Genomic DNA, 23,709 nt, shown 5'->3' on the forward strand with positions numbered 1-23,709 from the left:
TGGAGCTAATCCTGCTATTCGTTTCAATCTTTTCCTTTTTGAATAAAAAAGGAAAAGGATTTTCACTGCTATCAGTGCTAGGTTATTCGTTTCCAAACTTAAATTTCGGTAACCATTATGACTTTAATAATCTTAATGACTCAAGTTTTTTAGTAAAATTAAAATTTGTGAATTAGCACCTAATCATATGATCAACAAAAAAGTAAATAACGTTAAAGAAGCACTTCAAGGAGTTGAAAACGGCATGACCATCATGCTGGGCGGTTTTGGATTATGCGGTATTCCAGAGAACTGCATAGCCGAATTAGTAAAAAAAGAAACTAATAATCTAACCTGTATTTCCAACAATGCCGGTGTCGATGATTTTGGTCTTGGTTTATTATTACAAAAACGCCAAATCAAGAAGATGATTTCTTCTTACGTAGGAGAAAATGCCGAATTTGAACGCCAAATGCTTTCGGGAGAACTCGAAGTTGACCTTATCCCTCAAGGAACATTAGCGGAACGTTGTCGCGCGGCACAATCAGGAATCCCAGCTTTTTTCACACCAGCCGGTTACGGAACAGAAGTGGCAGTTGGGAAAGAAGTTCGGGAATTTAATGGAAAAATGCATGTCATGGAACATGCTTTTGAAGCTGACTTTGCTATTGTGAAAGCCTGGAAAGGTGACGAAGCCGGAAACCTAATTTTTAAAGGAACAGCCAGAAACTTCAATCCATGTATGGCTGGAGCTGCAAAAATAACTATCGCAGAAGTAGAAGAATTGTTGCCTGCAGGAAGTTTAGATCCAAATGAAATTCATATTCCAGGAATCCTTGTAAATAGAATTTTTCAAGGTGTGAAATATGAAAAAAGAATTGAACAAAGAACCGTGAGAAAAATTTTCTAATTATGGCTTTAGACAAAAATCAAATTGCACAACGAATTGCAAAAGAATTAAAACACAACTATTACGTGAATCTTGGAATCGGAATTCCAACTTTAGTGGCTAATTATATTCCAGAAGGAATTGACGTTGAGTTTCAAAGCGAAAACGGAATTCTTGGTATGGGACCATTCCCTTTTGAGGGCGATGAAGATGCTGATTTAATCAATGCCGGAAAACAAACCATAACTACTTTGCCTGGAGCGAGTTTTTTTGATTCCGCATTCAGTTTTGGAATGATACGCGGACAGCATGTTGATTTAACTATTCTTGGAGCGATGGAAGTTTCGGAAAATGGGGATATCGCGAACTGGAAAATTCCCGGTAAAATGGTTAAAGGAATGGGAGGCGCCATGGATTTAGTCGCTTCTGCCGAAAATATTATTGTTGCAATGATGCATGTCAACAAAGCTGGAGAGTCAAAAATTCTAAAAAAATGTAGCCTTCCGTTAACAGGAGTTGGTTGCGTTAAAAAAGTAGTTACTGAATTAGCCGTGATGGAAATAACTCCAAATGGATTTAAACTATTGGAACGTGCTCCCGGAGTATCGGTGGAACATATTATAGCTTCAACCGAAGCCACTTTAATTATTGATGGCGAAATTCCTGAAATGGTTATTGATTAAAATTAACTTCTTTTTTGAATCTACAATACTAAAAATGCATCCTATAAATGGATGCATTTTTTTTGCCTACAATTTAATCCTATTTCTGATTACTGACGAATCTTAAAAAGTTATAATTTTCTACGTGTTTTGTGCTTCTCATGCATTTAATTTAAATAATTTAAACAAATGATGATTAGTATGTTATTTTTTAGTTAAATTCGCCCACATGTTTAAATATTTTTATTTCGACAACTAACCAAAACCCCAAACAAATGAAAACAAAATTACTCGGAAAAATCGCGTTGTTCGCATCCGTTTCTTTTTTTGCATTAGAAGCAAATGCACAAGATGCCGCCAAAAATGTAAAACAAAAAATTACTGATGAAAGAGGAAAACCTTCATTAATCGTTTTTAATGAAAAATCTACCTACAAATCTTCAGATTCTCAAAAAGCATTAACAGAACAATTGGGATTAAAGGATAATTCCAATTTTTCTAAAACTAAATCCGAAACAGACAAATTAGGATTTTCACATGAAAAATTCCAATTGTATCATCAAGGAATAAAAGTAGAATTTTCTACCTACACACTACACTCCAAATCTGGAAAACTAGAATCAATGAGCGGAGAGTTCTTTTCGTTAGATAAAGTCAACACTCAACCTACTTTGTCAAAAGAACAAGCTTTTGGCCGCGCATTGAAAAAAATTGGCGCTAAAAAATATCTTTGGGATTCAACAGAAGATGCTGCAGCAATGAATTACCAAAAACCAACTGGAGAGTTAGTTTTACTTCCTATGTTAGATGGTCCAACCTCAAAGTTAAAAGACAACAACTTACGTTTAGCATATAAATTTGATATTTATGCTTCATTACCTGTAAGTCGTGGCGACGTATATATTGATGCTGTTACAGGCGAGGTATTACTCTACAATGCTATTATCAAACATCTTGGTGAATATAGCAACGGCAGCCATGCAACTTCTGCCGAAATGTCAAAAGAAAAAGCGAGCACTGTTGCTTTCGTTGCTGCTAATGCTGCAACACGTTATAGTGGAACTCAATCCATTCAAACTACATTAAGTGGTTCATCTTATATTTTATCTGATGCGACCCGTGGTTTAGGAGTTCAAACTTATAATTCGGCTAGAACAGCTACCTATCCTACAACTAATTTTACAGATGCTGATAATAACTGGACCGCTACGGAATTTAATAATACAAATAAAGACAACGGAGCTTTAGATGGACATTGGGGCGCAGAAAAAACATACGACTATTTTTCAACTAAACATGGTCGTAATAGTTATGATAACGCCGGAGCAAAAATAAAAAGTTATATCCATTATAATCTAATTGCAGCTGGCTATCCGGATAATAACAACGCTTTTTGGAATGGTTCTGTAATGACTTATGGAGATGGAAGTGGAACCGGCGGATTTGACATATTGACAGCTTTAGATGTTGCTGGTCACGAAATTGGTCACGCCGTTTGTAGCAATACAGCCAACTTAACTTACTTAAATGAATCGGGTGCAATGAATGAAGGATTTTCAGATATCTGGGGAGCTTGTATTGAGTTTTCAGCAGCACCAACCAAATCAACCTGGTTAATTGGTGAAGATATCGAAAGAAGAACAGGACATTTGTCTCTACGTTCTATGAGCAATCCTAATGCTGAAGGACAACCAGATACCTACAAAGGTACATATTGGTATACAGGAACTGCCGATTCAGGTGGAGTACATACAAATAGTGGCGTATTAAATCACTGGTTTTATATTTTATCTATTGGTAAATCAGGGACAAATGATATCGGAAGCGCATTTAACGTAACTGGGATTACAATAGCCAAAGCGGAAAAAATAGCCTATCGTTTAGAAAGTGTTTACTTGACCGCAAGTTCTACATATGCTAATGCAAGAACATATGCTATCCAATCAGCAGTCGACTTATACGGAGCTGGTTCTGCTGAGGTAATTGCTACTACAAATGCATTTTATGCCGTAGGAGTTGGTGCCGCTTATGCTGGCTCAGCTGATACTATTGCACCATCTACACCAGCTGGTTTAGCAGCTTCAGGAACTACTTCAACAACAACAAACTTATCTTGGACAGCTTCTACTGATAATGTAGCAGTTACAGGATATAATGTTTATCAAGGGACTACTTTAAAAGCCACTGTTACAGGAACCACCTATGCTGTTTCGGGATTAACAGCTGCTACTGCTTACACTTTCTCTGTAAAAGCAAAAGATGCTGCCGGTAATTTATCTGCTGCTAGTAACGTAGTAAACGTAACAACATCAGGATCTACAACTACGTATTGCGTTTCTAAAGGAACCGATGCAACATCTGAATACATCGACTATGTTGGTTTAGGTGGAATTGCTAATACAAGTGGTACAAATGCAGGATACGGAAACTTTACAGCTTTGACAGGAAATGTGCCTTATGGTGCAAACACTATCTTGTTTAGCGCTGGTTTTAGCGGCTCAGCTTACACTGAGTATTGGAAAATCTGGATTGATTATAACAAAAACGGTATTTTTGAAACAACTGAACAAATCGTTTCTGGATCTTCTTCAAGTAGCGCTAACCTAACAAGTACTTTTACAGTTCCAACAACTGCTTTGGCAGGAACAACAAGAATGAGAGTTTCTATGAAATATAATGCAGCTCAAACGGCTTGTGAAACTTTTTCTTATGGAGAAGTAGAAGACTATACTGTAAATATTGGAGGTGCGGCTATCGCAGCATTTAATACAAGTTTTGCAGGAGATTTGGGTACTGAGAATAACATTTTTGATTACACGATGTCTCCAAACCCGGCTAATGAATTCTTAAATGTTAAAATGGCAGATAACAGAAATGCTTCTTTTAGAGTTATCAATTACTTAGGTCAACAAGTTGAGCAAGGTAAAATTTCTGAAAACGCAATCAATGTTAGCAAATTAGGCGCAGGAGTTTATCTTTTAGAAGTAAACGACGGTCAAAAAAGAATAACTAAGAAATTTATTAAAAATTAATTTTGCTTTTTTACTAAATAAAAAAAGGGGTTGTCTTAAAAAAGACAACTCCTTTCATCTTATAAAACAGTCTTATCCTATTTACTTACCCGAAAATTTTTGTCATTACAACTCCTTTTACTTTACGATAAACAAAAAATAAAAACCAATAAACACAACATCGTATGTGTTTTTTGTTAATTTTGGCAAAATAAATTTAATTGTCTGAATAAATAAATTCTAACCAAAAACCCCAACCAATGAAAACAAAATTACTTGGAAAAATTGCGCTGTTTGCATCCGTTTCTTTCTTTGCATTTGAAGCAAGCGCTCAAGATGGCAGCAAAAATGTAAAACAAAAATTCAATGACGAAAGAGGGAAACCTTCTTTAATCACTTTTAATGAGAAATCAACTTATAAATCTACAGATTCTCAAATCGCATTCACAGAACAATTAGGTTTAAAAAACAATTCTAGTTTTTCTAAAACTAAATCAGAAACAGACAAATTTGGATTTTCACATGAAAAATTTCAATTGTTTCACCAAGGAGTAAAAGTAGAATTTTCTACTTATACCCTTCACTCAAAATCTGGGAAACTAGAATCAATGAGCGGAGAATTCTATCAATTAGACAATGTTAATACACGTCCTTCTTTATCAAAAGAACAAGCATTTAGTCGTGCATTGCAACAAATTGGAGCTTCTCAATATCTTTGGGATTCACCAGCAGAAGCTAAAATAAACGATTATCAAAAACCTGCAGGAGAACTAGTGTTACTTCCACTTGAAGATGAAGATAACAACGGTAAAAAAACAGAGCAACTTCGTTTAGCATACAAATTTGACATCTACGCTACAAATCCAGTAAGCCGTGGAGATATTTATGTTGATGCGGTAACCGGAGCAACTTTATTATACAACGCTACAATCAAACATTTAGGCGAATTCAGCAACGGATCAAAACCATCAGTTGACAAGAAATCAGAAAATAAAAATTTGGCTACGGCTTTTGTATTGGCAAATGCTGACACACGTTACAGCGGAACACAATCTATTCAAACTTCTCTTAGCGGAGCATCATACATTTTGTCTGACGCAACTCGTGGAAGCGGAGTTATGACTTACAATATGAAAAAGGGAACAAGCTACACTGCAGCAGTTAATTTTACCGATGTAGACAACAACTGGACCGCCGCTGAATACAACAATGTAAACAAAGACAATGGAGCATTAGACGCACATTGGGGAGCTGAAAAAACATATGATTACTGGTCGACCGTTCATGGAAGAAACAGTTATAACAATGCTGGAGCAGCTATAAAAAGTTATGTTCATTACAGCAACGCTTATGACAATGCATACTGGAATGGAAGTGTAATGACCTATGGAGATGGAAGCGGAACTTATTTCGACATTTTAACGTCAATTGATGTAGCAGGACACGAAATAGGACATGCAGTTTGTTCAAACACAGCAAACTTAGCATACAAAAACGAATCAGGAGCCATGAATGAAGCTCTTTCAGATATTTGGGGAGCATGTATCGAATATTTTGCAGCACCTAACAAACAAAGATGGTTAATTGGTGAAGACATCGAAAGAAGAGCAGGGCATCTCGCTTTACGTTCTATGAGTAATCCTAAAAGTGAAGGACAACCAGATACTTATGGTGGGATAAATTGGACTAGTCAAACTAGATGCAGACCGACTTCAAACAACGATCAATGTGGTGTTCACAACAATAGCGGTGTGTTAAACCACTGGTTTTATATCTTAACCGAAGGTAAAACAGGTACAAATGATAAAGGAAGTTCTTATAGCATAACTGGTATTGGAATTGATAAAGCAGCTAAAATAACTTACCGTATGGAAAGCGTTTACATGACATCAAGCTCTACTTATGCAAATGCAAGAACTTATGGAATTCAAGCAGCTATCGATTTGTACGGAGCAGGTTCTCTTGAGGTAATAGCAACAACTAATGCATTTTATGCAGTAGGTGTTGGAACAGCTTATGTATCAACCGCTAAAACAGCGCTTTCTAAAACAGCAAAAACTGAAATTACTAATGAAGCATTTGTATTGTATCCAAATCCAACTTCTGAAGTATTGAATGTTTCTGTTAAAGAAAACAAAGTGAGCTCATACAAAATCTTCAATTCTCTAGGATTCCAAATTCAAACTGGGAAAACTTCTGGTGGAGAAATCAATGTAAGCAACCTAAGTAAAGGAATCTATTTCTTCGAATTGAACAATGGTCAAGATACTGTTGTTAAATCTTTTATTAAGAAATAATCCTGTTCTAAATACATTAAAAGGAAAGCCTCACTTGATTGTGAGGCTTTTTTTATGGAGTTATTTTAAGAAACTATCTAACTATAAAACTAACCTGTTGGGTGTAATTAGTTTTTAATGATAAATTTTCGACAGTCTGAGTGGTTTACTCCCTAAGCCTCGGGAAGAAAATCTTATCGAGAACAAGAAAATTTATTATCAAAAACGGTTCTCGATTCATTTTTCGCTTCATTTCATTGCACAAAAAACACTCGAACTGACGTTTTTGATAAGTATACCCAACAAGTTAAAACTATTCTTTTAATCTCGTCTTAAGCCGCCTTTTTATGATTTAAAGTACAGGTTAAAAAAACCAACTCGCCACAAAAATAGCGGTGATAACGCAAATTAAATCTACCAAAAGCATTGTTCCTAAAGCGTAACGGGTGTTTTTGATGTTTACAGAACCAAAATAAACCGCAATTACATAAAAAGTACTTTCGGCGCTACATTGAAAAATACTGCTCAATCGACCTGTTAAGGAATCGGCTCCAAAAGTATTCATAGAATCAATCAAAAATCCTCTCGATCCCGCAGAACTAAAAGGACGAAGCATCGCTACTGGCAAAGCATCGGTAATCTCTTTACTCACACCAATATTAGAAAAGACAAAGGAAATCCCATTACTGATAATTTCAAATAAACCGCTATTTCTAAATAGAGAAATGGCCACTAACATTCCCAAAACATAAGGAAAAATAGTAACCCCGGTTTTAACTCCATTATTAGCTCCTACTACAAAGGATTCAAAGACGGTGGTGCTTGCTTCAGCAAATTTCTTCTCATGAATGAATGAAAAAATCAACGTAAAAGCGATAATTCCAACCAATATCAACCCGGAAAGATTAGAGGTGAAATAGTTTTTTCCAATTAAATCCAAATGATTCACGTACATCAATAAACCAACAATTGCAGCGATTAATACCATCAAGGTGACAACCAAAGAAGCACTTTTGAAATTAATTTTTTGTTTGATTCCAACAATTAAAAAAGCGGCAATCGTACCAATAAAAGAAGTAATAATACAAGGCAGCATTACATCGGCAGGATTAGTTGCATTGGCGGCAGCTCGATACCCAATAATAGAAGTAGCTATTAACGTTAAACCAGAAGCATGCAAACACATAAACATGATCTGCGCATCACTGGCTTTGTCTTTATCGGGGTTTATTTCTTGTAAACTTTCCATGGCTTTTAGTCCAAATGGAGTCGCAGCAGAATCTAATCCCAAGAAATTAGCGGCAAAGTTTAAGGTCATGTAGGAGATGGAAGGATGGTCTTTTGGGATACTCGGAAATACTTTTACAAACACCGGACTCAATGCTTTAGCTAATTTTCCAGATGCTCCGGAAATGATTAAAAGTTCCATCAGTCCACAGAAAAAAGCCAAATAAGCCATAAGCGGCAGTATTAAATCGAGTAAAGTATTTTTACATGTTGGTAATAAACCATCGGATTTTTGAACACCACTGAAAATTTTTACGGTTTTGTTTTTATAAACATAAGTCGTGTCGGCATTTAGAGTATCCCGATTGATAATCATGGTTTGATCTGGTGCTTTTTTAATGCTATCTTTAATAAAAGCAGGAAGTTGATCCGCATATTTTTCAGAAATTAGAACTGGATCGTCTTTTTTTCCATTCAAAACATAATCAATGGTATACGTATTTGCAGTAAACAAACTGACTATAATAAAGGCAATTGACGAAATGAAAATAACTAACCAGAATCTACTTAATACCATAATCTATAATTTTTGTAAATGTAAATATTTATATTTTTTTTGTAGCAAATAGTTTTTAGATTATACTAAGTAACTTTAATTAATAATTACAGATGTAGAATTTTTCTAAAAGATTATTCTTAAAAACAATTCCCAGATCTTGATAGTAATTTTCAATGATTTTAATATTAATGCCATAATTTGAAATTATTTCTTCAATCGAAAAAGGGCTATTTCTTTTATCAAATATAGAATTTATAAGTTCATTTGCTTTTATAATCTTAATATCTGACAAATCCTTTTCTTCATATAAATACTCTAATGGCATATTGTTTATCATAGAATTAGAGACTATTTCATAAAATTCATCATCTATTATTTTACCAAAAACAAAATGTTTTTTATCTATTGGTTTTTCATCAATATCATATATAATTAACGCATAACTTGATAATGAATGTAAACATCCTAACACTAGTTCACTTCTATATTCAACTATTTTAACTGGTTCTTTTTTATTCTGATTATATGTGAAAGTTCTTATTTCACAATATTCTCTCCTTATAATTTTAATTTCTGACGAAACAAAACTATACTTATTCAAACTATTAATGAATCCTTTTGTTGAATAAATGAATAGTAAATTTAACTCCTCAGAAAAATAAATATGATGTTTAACCTTTTGATTATTTAAATTTTCTGAAAAATGATCATAATGAAAAATCACTTCATTTAGATTATACTTAATTAGGTTTTTGCTTATTTTAGGTTCCTCTAAAATCATTCTAAAAAAGTGAAAATCAGAGTTTTTTTCTTTATCAAAATTATTTTTTACTAGTCTTTTCTTCTTTTCTTCTAACTCTCTTTTTTCTTCTTCATAAAGTTTTTCTCGATTTTTATTTTGTTCTTCTATTCTTTCACTCTCGAAAACCGCTCGATCCAAGATTAATTTATCGATTCTTTTTTGTTCTTCTATTTTACTATTTTCTTCTTGTATTTTTAGTTCTTGTTGCTTCAGTTCTTCTCTCTTTTCTTTCTCTATTTTATCATTTTGAATTTGAATAGTTAATAACTTTTCTAAAAAATTTAATTGTTCTACAAATTCTTCCTGTTTATGTTTTATATGTCCAAATAACATTTCATCATTAAATCGAACCATTTCATCTTCAAAATGTATAAATAAATTACCGCTTTTGAAATATTCAGAATTAGTCCATTTTAAAAGTCTCTTTGCTATTTTAAATTCAGTTGTATCTTTAGAAATACTTTTTAAAAGATTTTTTATTGAATTATAAGAATATTGGAACTCTTCTTTAAAAAATGCTGGAGATAAAAACTCTGTAAAATCTAAAACAAGAAAAGGTAAATAATTATGATGTCTTTGCGAATGCCATCTCGAATCCATTTCTTCAATTGAAACAGATAATGTATGTTGAAATTCAATACTAATATTATTCACAACACTATCTATAATATGCTTCTCGTCATTATGAAAAATTATTTTTTCATAGGTCTTGATGTTTTTTTCTTGATTACCATAAACCGCCTCAATTAACTCATATTGCCAATGACAGTGCCAATAACACATTCTATTATCAATAAACTTATAATCTTTTTGACTTTTATTCCTAATATGAGATGTCCTTCCTTCTGTACATATTACAGAAACAAAAGTGTCATCAAAATATTTATACCATGTCTTCTTTTTAGGAATAGCATTTTTAAAATTATCAAGTTCTATGATTTCTCTCTTTTTCATTTTACCTTCTAAACATGAATAATCTCGTCATCAATCAACAAATCCTCTCGTCGCAATCGAAGAAAAATTTGTGCTACGGCAATGGTATCTTTTTCACAATAGGTGACAATTCTGTCAATGTCTTTTTCCACATAAAAAACATGTCCCACCTGACTGCCATCGATATCGCCTTTTGGCGAAGGGATTCCCAGTACTTTACACATTAACTTTAAGGAGGTGTAGTGTTTGTAATCGCCAAATTTCCACAATTCCAAAGTATCTAAATGTGGGATTTCCCAAGGTTTTTTTCCAAATAGGTTTAACTTATTGGGAATATCAATTTGGTTAATAATCATGCGTCGGGCGATGAATGGAATATCAAATTCTTTTGCGTTATGACCGCACAAAACATGCTGTGGTTGGTTAAAATGAGTGTTTAATAAATTATTGAAATCCTGAAGAATTTTCTTTTCTTCTCCAAAAAACGAAGTAACTCTAAAGTTTCTAATATCACTTTTGATAACAAAATAACCCACCGAAATGCAGACAATTTTACCAAACTCGGCCCAAATTCCCGCGCGATCATAAAAATCCTCCGGCGTATATTCCTCTTTGCGCTGATATTGTGTTTTGTTTTCCCACAGCTGTTTCATTTCCGAATCTAATGCGTTGAAATCTTCGGATTCCGGAACGGTTTCGATATCGAGGAAGAGAATGTTATTGAGGTTTATTTTTTCTATCATTGCTTTCTTTTTTAAACACAGATTTCACAGATTAGTACCCATTTAGTAAATCTAAAAAATGCTGCATGAAATATATATATTCCAAATATAAGTAAAATATGATAGTTCGTATAAATCTGTGTGGCTTCTAAAACAAACTTTGTTGTATCGTTGGGTTTTCGTGTTCCAATAACCATTTCTTGCGCCACAAACCTCCTGCATAACCCGTCAATGAACCATCAGTTCCTATTACTCGATGACAGGGAACCACAATCCACAAAGGATTTTTCCCATTGGCCGAAGCTACAGCTCGGATGGCTTTGACATCCCCTAAAATTTTGGACTGTTCTAGATACGTTCTGGTTTTCCCGTATGGAATCTCCAATAATGCTTTCCATACTTTTTGTTGAAAATCAGTTCCTTTTGGATTTAATTTAAAATCGAAATCGTTTCTTTTCCCTTCGAAATACTCATTGAGTTGCGAAACGACATCCTTTAAAATTGTTGGAATTGTGCTTGAAATTTCTCCTTCATCAGAAACTGAAATTACCGAAATCCCATTTTCGTCACCAATGATTGTAGCAATTCCTAAAGGTGTTTTGATGTAAGCTGTTTCCATAAAATAAAAATGAACTGCAAAGTACATAAAGTTTTCGCAAAGTTCACAAAGAAGAAAATAATGGATATAAAAAAACCATTCGCTGAGACGAATGGTTGTTGTTTTTTAGCCCTGATGGAAGTGGCATCCTTTTCTTGTCTCGTCTCGTCCCATAAGACGAGACGAGACAAGAAAAGATATAACGGACAGCAGGAAATAGCTCCTAATACTGAAACAAGTTCAGCCTAAATTATTTCAAATTGCTGTAAAAATAGGCTTCCAATCCTTTTAATTCCTCGTCAGACATCTCTTCAGTAAGTGCGAAATTAGTTTTCATCACTTCGTATTGACTTGGGTCAACCAATGGCGCAGCATCCTCTTTCAGGAAAGCGATAATATTGCCATTCTTTTCTTTATATATTTTTGCAATATCTTGAACGCTCGGACCAATTAGTTTGTTGTTCACTTGATGACAGGCGACACAATTTCCTTTTCCTTCAAAAATTTCTTTCCCTAGTGCTTCCGGTGATTTAGCTATGTTTTCGGCTGACTCCTCAGATTTATTCTCTGATTTTCCAAAAGATTCTTGATTTTCTTTTTTGCAAGACAGCAGTACTAAAACTGCTGCTAAAAATAATAATTTTTTCATGGGTTATTTATTTAAAAGTATCGCAGCTTCTTTGGCAAAATAAGTCGAAATTAAGCTTGCTCCCGCGCGTTTGATACACATTAATTGTTCCATCATAATTTTATCATGGTCAAGCCAGCCTCTTTCGGCAGCGGCTTTAATCATCGCATATTCCCCCGAAACATGATATACGGTCACGGGAACATTCACGGCATTCTTAACCTCGCGAACGATGTCTAAATACGCAATTCCAGGTTTTACCATCACCATATCAGCACCTTCTTCTACATCCCACAACGCTTCTTTAATGGCCTCGATGCGGTTCGCATAATCCATTTGGTAGGTTTTCTTGTCTTTTGGGATATCCGTTGAATCCACTGGCGCGCTATCTAAAGCATCACGAAACGGTCCGTAAAAAGCGGATGCATATTTAGCCGAATAGCTCATGATTCCCACATTGTGAAAACCGGCTGCATCCAGACCTTGTCGCAAACGTAAAACTCGTCCGTCCATCATATCACTTGGCGCGACAAAATCGGCACCAGCCTGAGCATGAGAAACGGCCATTTTTACCAAAGCTTCATTAGTTGAATCATTCTCTACATCTCCGTTTGCAATAATTCCGTCATGACCATAAATAGAATACGGATCTAAAGCCACATCAGGCATTACAATCATTTCCGGACAAGCGGTTTTGATAGCGCGAATTGCTTGCTGCATCAATCCATCTTTATTCCAAGCTTCTTTCCCTGTATTGTCTTTTAAATTTTCACTGACTTTTACATAAATGTTCACGGCACGAATACCCAATGCATATATTTCTTTTACTTCTTCGACCGTCAAATCAATGGAGCGACGAAAAATCCCCGGCATCGAAGAAATTTCCACTTGTACATTTTCACCTTCTGCAATAAACATCGGAAACATAAAATCCGATGGACTTAAACTGGTTTCACGAACTAAACTTCTAATGGATTCATTGACGCGTAATCTTCTACCTCTTTGTAATGGGAACATATGATTTTTGATTTTTGATTAACGAATTTTGATTTTTGATTTGTTCTCCTGTACTTCTGAAATCACAAATCGTTACCCGAGCCTTAAAGGCGAACTGGCGAACCAATCATTACTCTTCAATCTTGTTATATATTTTTTTATAATTTCATTAGTTAAGAATTGCGTCACATCTGCAATCACAAATCGTTAATCAACAATCTTAAATCCAATCAATCGGATTTTCTAATACGTTTACTAATTTTTCTTCTTCACTTCCGGCTTCTGCGTGATGGTCGTATACCCATTGCACATGCGGCGGTAAACTCATTAGGATACTTTCGATTCTTCCGTTAGTTTTTAGTCCAAATAAAGTGCCTTTGTCGTGAACCAAATTGAATTCGACATAACGACCACGACGGATTTCCTGCCAAGTTCTTTGTTCTGGAGTATAGGACAACTCTTTTCTTTTTTCAACAATGGGAACATAGGCTTCCAGGAAACTATTTCCCACTTCAGAAACAAAGTTAAACCAATTTTCCATACTCATAGCGTCCGTTGCTTTACAATAATCGAAAAACAATCCACCAATTCCGCGAGCTTCATTGCGATGTGCGTTCCAGAAATAGGCATCACATTGTTTCTTATATTTTGGATAAAACTCCTGATTATGCTTGTCGCAAGCGGTTTTACAGGTTTGATGAAAATGAATTGCATCTTCCTCAAACAGATAATAGGGTGTTAAATCCTGTCCGCCACCAAACCATTGTTGAATCACATTTCCGTTATCATCGTACATTTCGAAATAACGCCAATTGGCATGAACCGTTGGCACCATTGGACTTTTGGGATGCATAACCAAACTCAATCCGCAGGCAAAAAAATCGGCTTCGCCTACGTTGAACATTTTCTGCATAGCCTCAGGTAATTTTCCGTGAACTGCTGAAATATTAACTCCGCCTTTTTCAAAAACTTTTCCGTTTTCTATTACTCGGGTTCTTCCACCGCCGCCTTCCGGACGTTCCCAAAGGTCTTCACGGAATTTGGCTTGACCTTCAACTGCTTCTAGTCCTGCGACGATTTGGTCTTGAAGGTTTTGTATGTAAGAGTAAAATTTATTTTTCATCTTGTTAATTCATATAATTCCATATCTAATGGAGCTTCATTGGTTGGCGTGAATTCATTTAGCAACGTTTTCACCCAACTAAAGTTAGCGTTTTTGGCAACTTTCACACTTGCAAGGTTCGTTTTATGAGCTATAATTTGAAGTATTTTCAAATCCAACTCATTGAAAGCGAAATTTGAAATTGCTTTAACTGTTTTTGAAACCAACCCTTTTCCTTCAAAATTTTTTCCGATACAATAGGCCAATTCTCCTGTTCTATTCACCCAATCAATCTTTTTTATGATAATCAATCCAGCAATTTTTTGAGAATCCACTTCTCTAATTGCAAAGGTGAAATTTGTTTTCTCCTGAATTTCTTTCTCCTTAAGTGCAATGTAGGCTATCGATTTTTCTACCGTTGAATTCCCCGAAAGGGTAAGCGGGAAAAACCTACATAATCTTTCATTATTGTCAAGCATAAAATGATACAATTGATTTGCATCTGTTGGTTTCAATTTGTCAATAATGAAGTTTTCTGTGATTCTCATTTATTCTAGGAATTGGCTTTCGCCAAAGCTATTTTATTAAATATTCCAAAAGAAAATGTCTTGCTTTCAGATTGAATATGCTCGTAAATTGAAATCGCTTTCTCCTTTAAATCAAACGGATTATCTTTTGAAAAAGCAATCAAAAAACCAGCGAATTGTTCCCGTTGATTCCAATCAAAATGTAATCTTCCTAAAAGTTCGATTAAATTATGTGGTTCGATTTCGATTAAACTTTCAATATTTAAACCTAAAGCTTTGAGTTGGTTTTCGATATTGATTATATCTTCATCAGTAGCTTTTTTGGGTACATAAACCAAAGAAAGCAACGTCTTTAGCACATTGTCTATTCGTTCACTTTCTTGATCTCGTAATCCTTTGTTTAACATATTCTTTAGTTTTCAGTAGCAGTCACAGTTTTCAGTCACAACGAACTGAAAACTGTGACTGAAAACTTCATTACATATTATACTCCTTAACCGCATCAATAAACGCTTTGGCGTGATCCACGGGGATATTTGGTAAAATTCCGTGACCTAAATTCACGATGTATTTGTCTTTTCCGAATTCGTCAATCATTTCGTGTACCATTTTCTTGATTACCGGAATTGGCGACAACAATCTTGATGGATCAAAATTTCCTTGTAACGTAATATTTCCGCCAGACAAGTATCTCGCGTTTTTTGGAGAACAAGTCCAATCTACTCCTAATGCTGAAGCTCTACTTTTTCCCATTTCGCCTAATGCGAACCAACATCCTTTTCCGAAAACGATTACCGGTGCATCATCAGCTAATGCTTCAATGATTTGATTGATGTATTTCCAAGAGAATTCTTGATAATCAACTGGGGATAACATTCCGCCCCAAGAGTCAAAAATTTGAACGGCGTTTACTCCTGCTTTTACTTTTTCTTTTAGGTATAAAATGGTAGTATAGGTGATTTTTTGCAATAAAACGTGTGCTGCTTCTGGATATTGGAAACAAAATCCCTTAGCCATATCAAAACTTTTCGAACCTTTCCCTTCCACTGCATAACACATAATTGTCCAAGGAGAACCTGCGAAACCAATTAATGGCACCTCATCGTTCAACATTTCTTTAGTCAATTTGATAGCGTCAAAAACGTATCCTAAAGTTTCGTGGACATCTGGAACGATTACTTTCTCCACATCCTGAATCGTACGAATAGGATTTGGTAAATACGGACCAAAATTAGGTTTCATCTCAACATCAATTCCCATTGCTTGAGGAATCACCAAGATATCCGAAAACAAAATCGCTGCATCGGGAGCAATTCTGCGAATAGGTTGAACTGTAATTTCAGCCGCTAATTCTGGCGTTTGACAACGCGTAAAAAAATCATATTTGTCGCGCAAAGCGATGAATTCCGGCAAATATCTTCCTGCTTGACGCATCATCCAAACTGGCGGACGTTGTACTGTTTCTCCTTTTAATGCTCTTAAAAATAAGTCGTTCTTGATCATGTATTTAATTTTTAGCAGATTGCTAGATGCCCTCCGTTTTATAATATTCTATAACTTCCTCGATCACCTCTTCGATGGTTGGTGTTTCGGCAATTACAATGTTTTTAACTTTATTTAATTCTAATGTTTTGGCTGTAGTATTACCCACGCAAAAGCAAATTTCATTTTTGATTTTATTGTTTGTCAAATAACTCTCCACACCAGATGGGCTAAAAAATAGAATCCCATCAAATTTTTCTTGGTCAGATATTTTAAAAGGTGCCAACTTGGTTTGATACACTTCGATTTCATTAAAAGTTATTCCCTCGTTTTTTAAGGCTTGCGGTAATGTTTCCTTACGTAAGTTTCCGCTTAAAAAAGTATAGCTTTCCTTGTTGTAAATTAAGGTGATGATTTCCGCTAATTCTGAGGCGTAATCCATGTAAACATCTACTTTAAAACCGTTAAGTTCCAGTAAATCTTTGGTTTTAATACCTACACAAAACACACTTTTGGTTTTAAGAGCTTCCCAACCGTTTTGTTCCATTAAACTCAAAACCGCATTTTGGCTACTGAAAATCAAATTAGTATTTATGGTGTTCAGTTCAAAAAGGTTGTTTTTAATTTCGATAAAATCTTGTTCTAAAAGATCAAAATTAGCCGCAAGAAATGCTTGCCTTTGCTCGTCTGACAATGTTTTGGTTGATAAAATGCTTGTTTGACTCATTATTTCTTTAAGTTATTTTTAATTTCCGTCATCAATTTTGTTCCGCCATTATTTAAGACTTTCTGAGCAGCATAGAAACCTAATTTTTTCCATTCTTCGATAGGAACAATTTTGTCCACTTCAATTTTTTCTTTTCCGTCAAGCGAAAATAAAACTCCCTGAAAATGAATGTTATCTTCCTCTTCATTATAGATTGCCAAAGCTCCAATAGGCGCCGTACAACCACCTTCTAAAGTTTTTAGAAACTGACGTTCTATATACGTTACGATTTCGGTTTCAATATTATTTAACTGAGATAAAGCGTCTAATGTAAACGCATCATCTTGCATAGCAACAACGAGCATAGCTCCTTGAGCGGGTGCGGGAATCATCCAGTCTAAATTAATGTAATTCTCCGGTTTTAAGTTGATTCTTTCTAAACCAGCAGCCGCAAAAATAGCTCCGTTCCAGTCTCCCTCCTTCAACTTTTTCATACGCAAATTTACGTTTCCGCGTAAGTCAACTACTTTATGAGTAGGGTATTTATTTAACCATTGTGCCTGACGACGCAAACTTCCTGTAGCAATAGTTCCTGATTCATTAAGAAAATCAAGATTGCCATTATGTACTAAAATATCTAAGGTGCTTGCTCTCTCTAAAACTGCTGCCTGTACAATCCCTATTGGCAAAGCCGTAGGGACATCTTTCATCGAATGTACAGCAATATCGACCTGACCGTTAATCATAGCAATATCAAGTGTTTTGGTGAAAATTCCTGTAATTCCTAATTCATAAAGTGGTTTGTCAAGAATGATATCTCCAGTAGATTTAACAGCTATAATTTCGGTTTTATATCCTAAATCGTTGAGTCTTTTTTCGACGTTGTGGGCTTGCCAAAGCGCGAGTTCACTATCGCGAGTTCCTATTCTAATAACTTTTTCTGCCATTTTTATATTTTGAATTCAAAAAAGTTCCTTTAAAATTAAAAACCATTAAGAAATTAAGATTCATTTAATTTTTATTTAGTGTCTAGCCTTTTAAAATACTAATTTACTAAATGCTACACTAGCTTTGATTTTTATCAATTTACACCCTATTTAATGCTACTTTTCAAAGTTAACCTCTTAGTACCCTTAATTTCTTAATGGTTCAAAAGATTAAAGTTTAAATTGAAATTATTTCGCTGTAGCGCCAATCTTGAAGACTTTTTCAATCCATTCGATACTTTCGTCCACCATAGTATCGTCATCTTTCAAATGATTGGCAAAGTGAGTTGTTATTTTTTGGATAATTCTATTGCTGATAATTTCAGCTTGTTCTTCATTGAAATTTAGAAGCTTTTTGCTTTGGAAATCCAATTCTGAAATTTTTATAGCATTCAATTTTGCTTTCAAAGCATGGATTGTCGGAGCAAATTTTCTGCCTTTCGTCCAAGTAATAAATTCTTCTTTTATTTCTTCAATAATCGCTTCCGCAGCGGGAATGTGTTTTTTTCTATTTTCTAAAGTTTCATCTGTCATTTGAGACAAATAATCCATGTGAATTAACGTCACTCCTTCTATATCCATCACGTCCTCATTGACATTTTTTGGAATAGACAAATCCAAAATCAACAATGGTTTTTTCAAATTCAGAATTGCTTTGTCAACCGTAGGGTTTTGTGCTCCGGTAGCAACGACTACAACATCTGCTTTTTGTAATTCCAGATGCAGTTCTGAATAATCTTTTACAATTAAATTCAGTTTTCCGGCTAATTTTTCGGCTTTATCTTTGGTTCTGTTGATTAAAGTAATGTGCTCGTTTTTAGTATGTTTTACCAAATTTTCACACGTATTTCTACCAATTTTTCCAGTTCCAAACAATAGAATATTTTTATTACCAATATCTTCCACATTCTTGATAATATACTGAACAGAAGCAAAAGAAACCGAAGTGGCACCAGAACTAATCTCCGTATCTGTTTTTATCTTTTTGCTGGCTTGGATTACAGCATTGACCAATCTCTCCAAAAAAGTATTGGCTAATCCGAAAGATTTTGATTGGATAAAACTGGTTTTTATTTGAGAAATGATTTCGAAATCACCCAGAATTTGACTGTCTAAACCTGTTCCTACTCGAAACATGTGACTGATTGCTTCTTGATTTTTATAAACAAAACCAACTTTTTGAAATGCTTCCACAGAACCTTGACTGTTTTCACAAATTAGTTTTATTAATTGAAAAGGGTGTTCTGCAAAACCATAGATTTCAGTACGGTTGCAGGTTGAAGTAACTATTAAACTCTCTATTCCTTCGGTCTTAGCTTGTTCCAGTAAACGCGTTTTTGCCGCGGCATCTAAACTAAACTTACCTCTAATCTCAGCATCTGCTTTTTTATAGCTCAATCCAACTGCGTAAAAATAATGATGCTTTGATGTGTTATTGTTTTCCATATTTGCACTTTTCCAGAAAGTGGAACAAAATTATCACTATACTATTTATAAAAATAACGCTAGAAGTTCTTTTTGTGTCGCTACGTGATTTTTTGGTTTTAAAACGTTGTTTTATTATAAAAACCCTTATTTTTGTAGCAGAAACAGGTATTTTTTATCGCCTTATTTAGAGCGTTTCTAAATTAAGTGATTTGCTAAATATCATTTTTAATTTAAAAAAACATCGCTATGGGTTCTCAGGAAATTATAAAAATTGAAGATGACTTTACCCTAATTCGTTTTCAGAATGATAGCACTGAAGCCTTTCAAGCCCAACGCGAAGTAAGCAGCGGATTGATTCAGTTTCATTTTGGATTGAAAGGAAATGCAAAATTCATCTTCAATCAAGGGAATTACGCTTTGGAACTAAAAGAAGAAAAATCGTTGCTTTTATACAATCCTCAGAAAGAATTACCTTTAAATCTGGAATTAGCGCCTAATTCTTGGGTAATTTCCGTTATTATTTCCATCAAAAAATTTCACGCCTTATTTTCGACAGAAGCCGATTATATCACCTTTTTAAGTGCAGACAACAAGGATAAAAAATATTACAACGAGGGAAATATTAGCCCGTCGATGGCTATTGTTTTATCTCAATTGTTTCATTACAGCCTGCATCCGTCGATAAAAAACCTCTATTACAAAGGAAAAGGATACGAATTATTGAGTTTGTATTTCAACCGAACCGAAGATCCAAATGCAGAACAATGTCCGTTTTTAATAGATGAAGACAATGTAATGAAGATTAAAAAAGCCAAAGAAATCATCATTGCCAATATGGCCGAACCACCCGGATTACAGGAATTGGCTGATGAAATCGGTTTGAATCTAAAGAAACTGAAAATGGGTTTCAAACAAATTTATGGCGATACCGTTTATGGTTTTCTGTTTGATTACAAAATGGATTTTGCCCGAAAATTACTGGATAGCGGTTCTTATAATGTAAATGAAGTGGGATTGAAAATTGGATATAGCACCGGAAGTCATTTTATTGCTGCATTCAAAAAGAAATTTGCCACCACGCCAAAGAAATATTTAATGTCCATTAATCCAAATATGTAGATTGGTATTGATTTCTTATATTAAACAATAAATAAAAAATAGTTAACCGCAATTTATCAAAAAGTAAGTTTGATTACTTTTATAGCAATAAAAAAAAAGCAACATGAAAGGTGTATTATTAGTCAATTTAGGTTCCCCGGAAAGTCCAACTCCAAAAGATGTAAAACCTTATTTAGATGAATTTTTAATGGACAAATACGTAATTGACGTTCCGTTTTTGTTGAGAGCATTGTTAGTTCGCGGAATTATTTTGCAAACCAGACCTAAAAAATCAGCTGCGGCTTACGCCAAAATATGGTGGGACGAAGGTTCACCACTTGTCGTTATATCAAAAAGAATGCACGCAAAAGTGAAACAACTCGTTGACGTTCCTGTTTCATTGGCCATGCGTTATGGAAATCCATCTCTATTATCTGGTTTACAAGAACTGCATGATAAAGGCGTGAATGAAGTGATGCTTTTTCCCTTGTATCCTCAACATGCGATGGCGTCTACAACTACCATTTTAGAACTAGCTGAAGAACACCGCAAAAAGTATTTCCCAGAAATGAAATTCACGATTGTTCCTGCATTTTACAACAAACCGGATTATTTAAAAAACCTTGCTGATTCTATAAAAAGTCATTTGGAAGGTTATGATTACGACCATTTATTATTCTCCTACCACGGAATTCCGGAGCGACACATTCGTAAAACGGATATCACCAAATCACATTGTAAAATTGATGGTTCTTGTTGCAACACGCCCTCACCAGCGCATGAATTTTGCTACCGTCACCAATGTTACGAAACGACCAAACAAGTTGTAAAACTATTGGGAATACCCGAAGGAAAATACAGTCAGACATTTCAATCCCGATTGGCAGGAGACAAATGGCTTACGCCTTACACGGATGTTGAAGTGAATAAAATGCCTGAAAAGGGAATTAAAAAATTGGCAGTTGTAACACCGGCTTTTGTTTCGGATTGTTTAGAGACATTAGAAGAAATTGCCATGGAAGCCAATCACGAATTTAAAGTTCATGGAGGCGAAGAATTTCTAGCCATTCCATGTTTAAATGATGGTGATGATTGGTGCAAAACCGTAAGTAATTGGATTAACGATTGGGCTCTGCCATTAGACTCAAAAGAAGAAGCGATTGGTTCTAAAAAAGCAAACGCTTAAATGAATGTTTCTGCCGAAGAATTAGGAACACAAGACATCAAAAAACTCTTGATAAAACAAGCGGTTCCGTCTTCTATTGGCATTTTATTTATGTCGGTTAATATTCTGGTGGACACTATATTTGTTGGGCAATGGATTGGTTCCTTAGCAATCGCTGCGGTAACGGTTGTTCTGCCTATTACCTTTTTGATTTCTTCTTTAGGAATGGCGATTGGAGTAGGTGGCGGCTCTGTACTTTCGCGAGCTTTGGGCGCTAAAAATAGCGAAAAAGCAATAGACACTTTTGCCAATCAAATCATGATGACTTTTTTATTGTCGTTTGTTTTTGTCGTGTTTGGCCTTTTCTTTAGTACTGAAATGTTGGTGCTTTTTGGCGCAAAAGGAGCCATCATGAAACCTGCAAGAGAATTCTTTTTTCCCATCATCATTTCAGTACCTTTTTTGGCGCTTTGTATGATGGGAAACAATATTATCAGGGCCGAAGGCAAAGCGAAATTTGCTATGATTGCCATGATTATTCCCGCTTTTGCAAATATTGCCTTAGATATTGTTTTTATAAAATTCATGAATTTGGGAATGTTTGGGTCGGCAATGGCTTCGGCAATTTCTTATTTCATGTGTTTTCTTTTTGTGCTTTGGTTTTTTGTCTTTAAAAGTGAACTGACACTAAGAGCGAGACATTTTAAGTTTAAAATGCCAATTATAAAGGAAATCACTGAATTGAGCATTGTCACTTTTTCGAGGCAGGGCGTCGTGAGTATTTTAGCCATTATCCTGAATCATACTTTATATACGTATGGAGGCGAACATTCGGTGGCTATTTATGGAATTATCAGTCGGATGTTGATGTTTGCTTTGTTTCCAATTCTGGGAATTACCCAGGGTTTTCTGCCCATTGCTGGCTTTAATTATGGCGCCGGAAATTATGAACGAGTTAAAGAAACGGTACAGCTTTCGATAAAATACTCCGCGCTTTTAGCTACATTAATTTTCATCGTTATTTTAGTTTTTGCTAAACCTATAGTTGCGATTTTTACTATTGACCCAGAAGTAATTGCAGAAACACCTGATGCACTTCGTTGGGTTTTTGCTGCTTCTCCAATTATTGCCGTTCAGTTAATTGGTGCAGCCTACTTTCAAGCCGCCGGAAAAGCAAAAAAAGCATTGCTTTTGACCTTAAGTAAGCAAGGATTTTTCCTGATTCCACTAGTGCTGATACTACCAAATTTTTTAGGTATTTTTGGAGTATGGATTGCATTCCCCATAGCCGATGTTTTGTCAACAATATTAACTGGCTATTATCTAAAAAAAGAAATGAATATAAAATTGATTAAAACTACCGATGGAATATTATAATTACCTTAAATCTCTACACCTCATCTTTGTTATTACTTGGTTTGCCGGGTTATTTTATATTGTTCGCTTGTTTGTTTATCAAATTGAAGCTGCACAAAAACCATCTCCGGAGAAAGAAATTTTGCAAAAGCAGTACAAAATAATGACGTATCGTCTATGGTATATTATCACTTGGCCATCGGCAATTTTAGCAAGTATATTTGCTTTTTGGATGTTGTTATTTACTGATTTAGGGCAAGCTTGGTTAAAAATGCCTTGGATGCACGTGAAACTTGGCTTTGTATTTGTTCTGTATTTATATCATGGAAAATGCCAACAAATATTCAAACAATTGCAAAATGATGAAGTGAAATACACGACAAATTTTATGCGTTTGTGGAATGAAGGAGCCACAATTATACTTTTTGCAGTGGTGTTTTTGGTGATTTTAAAAAATGCTGTAAACTGGATTTATGGAGTAGTTGGAATTTTTCTTTTTTCGATTCTAATTATGCTCGGATTTAAATTTTATAAACGCATTCGAGAAAAAAAATAGTTATCAGTCGCAGTCGCAGCT

At 34.8% G+C, this 23,709-nt stretch carries 21 protein-coding genes; 8 read left to right on the top strand and 13 right to left on the bottom strand.

The window, feature by feature from the left end:
• Nucleotides 1-187 precede the first annotated feature (187 nt).
• From H4V97_RS09280 to H4V97_RS09295, 4 genes are all read left to right on the top strand, one after another.
• Entirely contained in the window at nt 188-889 is a 702-nt protein-coding gene (locus H4V97_RS09280; protein WP_209549549.1) for a CoA transferase subunit A, read from the top strand.
• Nucleotides 890-891: 2 nt separating this feature from the next.
• Nucleotides 892-1,551: a CoA transferase subunit B gene (locus H4V97_RS09285; protein ID WP_209549550.1), complete on the top strand. Its 660-nt coding sequence runs from the start codon at nt 892-894 to the stop codon at nt 1,549-1,551.
• A 254-nt stretch (nt 1,552-1,805) separates the two neighbouring features.
• Entirely contained in the window at nt 1,806-4,562 is a 2,757-nt protein-coding gene (locus tag H4V97_RS09290) for a M4 family metallopeptidase (protein WP_209549551.1), read from the top strand.
• Between the two features lie 239 nt (nt 4,563-4,801).
• Entirely contained in the window at nt 4,802-6,838 is a 2,037-nt protein-coding gene (locus tag H4V97_RS09295) for a M4 family metallopeptidase (protein ID WP_209549552.1), read from the top strand.
• Between the two features lie 343 nt (nt 6,839-7,181).
• Here the strand turns inward: H4V97_RS09295 and H4V97_RS09300 are convergent, their stop codons facing one another.
• The 13 genes from H4V97_RS09300 to hemA all read right to left on the bottom strand — a co-directional run bounded on the left by H4V97_RS09300 (nt 7,182) and on the right by hemA (nt 19,531).
• A complete protein-coding gene (locus H4V97_RS09300) occupies nt 7,182-8,621 on the bottom strand; it encodes a nucleoside recognition domain-containing protein (RefSeq protein ID WP_209549553.1) in 1,440 nt (479 codons plus the stop codon).
• A gap of 79 nt (nt 8,622-8,700) precedes the next feature.
• Nucleotides 8,701-10,359 (bottom strand): hypothetical protein, encoded by a 1,659-nt coding sequence (locus tag H4V97_RS09305; RefSeq protein ID WP_209549554.1) that lies wholly within the window; start codon nt 10,357-10,359, stop codon nt 8,701-8,703.
• A gap of 8 nt (nt 10,360-10,367) precedes the next feature.
• The gene (locus tag H4V97_RS09310) at nt 10,368-11,081 is read right to left on the bottom strand and encodes a 3'-5' exonuclease (protein ID WP_209549555.1); all 714 of its coding nucleotides are present in this window, start codon (nt 11,079-11,081) and stop codon (nt 10,368-10,370) included.
• Nucleotides 11,082-11,208: 127 nt separating this feature from the next.
• On the bottom strand, nt 11,209-11,679 hold the full coding sequence (locus H4V97_RS09315; protein WP_209549556.1) for a methylated-DNA--[protein]-cysteine S-methyltransferase: 471 nt from the start codon (nt 11,677-11,679) through the stop codon (nt 11,209-11,211).
• Nucleotides 11,680-11,908: 229 nt separating this feature from the next.
• The gene (locus H4V97_RS09320) at nt 11,909-12,307 is read right to left on the bottom strand and encodes a c-type cytochrome (protein ID WP_209549557.1); all 399 of its coding nucleotides are present in this window, start codon (nt 12,305-12,307) and stop codon (nt 11,909-11,911) included.
• 3 nt (nt 12,308-12,310) lie between these two features.
• Complete coding sequence (gene hemB, locus H4V97_RS09325) at nt 12,311-13,303, bottom strand: porphobilinogen synthase (protein WP_209549558.1); 993 nt, start codon at nt 13,301-13,303, stop codon at nt 12,311-12,313.
• 199 nt (nt 13,304-13,502) lie between these two features.
• Nucleotides 13,503-14,405, bottom strand: a complete 903-nt coding sequence (gene hemF, locus H4V97_RS09330) for an oxygen-dependent coproporphyrinogen oxidase (RefSeq protein WP_209549559.1) — start codon at nt 14,403-14,405, stop codon at nt 13,503-13,505.
• A complete protein-coding gene (locus tag H4V97_RS09335) occupies nt 14,402-14,932 on the bottom strand; it encodes a GNAT family N-acetyltransferase (RefSeq protein WP_196848710.1) in 531 nt (176 codons plus the stop codon). Before H4V97_RS09335 ends, hemF begins: the two co-directional genes overlap by 4 nt.
• A gap of 5 nt (nt 14,933-14,937) precedes the next feature.
• Nucleotides 14,938-15,318, bottom strand: a complete 381-nt coding sequence (locus tag H4V97_RS09340; protein ID WP_196848709.1) for a hypothetical protein — start codon at nt 15,316-15,318, stop codon at nt 14,938-14,940.
• A 70-nt stretch (nt 15,319-15,388) separates the two neighbouring features.
• Nucleotides 15,389-16,414, bottom strand: a complete 1,026-nt coding sequence (hemE, locus tag H4V97_RS09345) for a uroporphyrinogen decarboxylase (protein WP_209549560.1) — start codon at nt 16,412-16,414, stop codon at nt 15,389-15,391.
• Between the two features lie 22 nt (nt 16,415-16,436).
• Nucleotides 16,437-17,120 carry a uroporphyrinogen-III synthase gene (locus tag H4V97_RS09350; RefSeq protein WP_196848706.1) on the bottom strand — a complete coding sequence of 228 codons (684 nt, stop codon included), beginning with the start codon at nt 17,118-17,120 and terminating at the stop codon, nt 16,437-16,439.
• Entirely contained in the window at nt 17,120-18,046 is a 927-nt protein-coding gene (gene hemC, locus H4V97_RS09355) for a hydroxymethylbilane synthase (RefSeq protein WP_196848705.1), read from the bottom strand. The genes H4V97_RS09350 and hemC overlap by 1 nt, the downstream gene beginning before the upstream one ends.
• 228 nt (nt 18,047-18,274) lie before the next feature.
• Nucleotides 18,275-19,531 carry a glutamyl-tRNA reductase gene (gene hemA / locus H4V97_RS09360; protein ID WP_196848704.1) on the bottom strand — a complete coding sequence of 419 codons (1,257 nt, stop codon included), beginning with the start codon at nt 19,529-19,531 and terminating at the stop codon, nt 18,275-18,277.
• A 228-nt stretch (nt 19,532-19,759) separates the two neighbouring features.
• Between hemA and H4V97_RS09365 the strand changes: the two genes are divergently transcribed.
• From H4V97_RS09365 to H4V97_RS09380, 4 genes are all read left to right on the top strand, one after another.
• The gene (locus tag H4V97_RS09365) at nt 19,760-20,632 is read left to right on the top strand and encodes a helix-turn-helix domain-containing protein (protein WP_196848703.1); all 873 of its coding nucleotides are present in this window, start codon (nt 19,760-19,762) and stop codon (nt 20,630-20,632) included.
• 103 nt (nt 20,633-20,735) lie between these two features.
• Complete coding sequence (hemH, locus tag H4V97_RS09370; RefSeq protein WP_196848702.1) at nt 20,736-21,797, top strand: ferrochelatase; 1,062 nt, start codon at nt 20,736-20,738, stop codon at nt 21,795-21,797.
• Nucleotides 21,798-23,153, top strand: coding sequence for an MATE family efflux transporter (locus H4V97_RS09375; RefSeq protein ID WP_196848701.1), 1,356 nt, complete (start codon nt 21,798-21,800; stop codon nt 23,151-23,153).
• Nucleotides 23,140-23,688 carry a CopD family protein gene (locus tag H4V97_RS09380; protein WP_196848700.1) on the top strand — a complete coding sequence of 183 codons (549 nt, stop codon included), beginning with the start codon at nt 23,140-23,142 and terminating at the stop codon, nt 23,686-23,688. The genes H4V97_RS09375 and H4V97_RS09380 overlap by 14 nt, the downstream gene beginning before the upstream one ends.
• Nucleotides 23,689-23,709 lie beyond the last annotated feature (21 nt).

The sequence above is a fragment of the Flavobacterium sp. CG_23.5 genome, assembly GCF_017875765.1.
Classification (GTDB): Bacteria; Bacteroidota; Bacteroidia; order Flavobacteriales; family Flavobacteriaceae; genus Flavobacterium.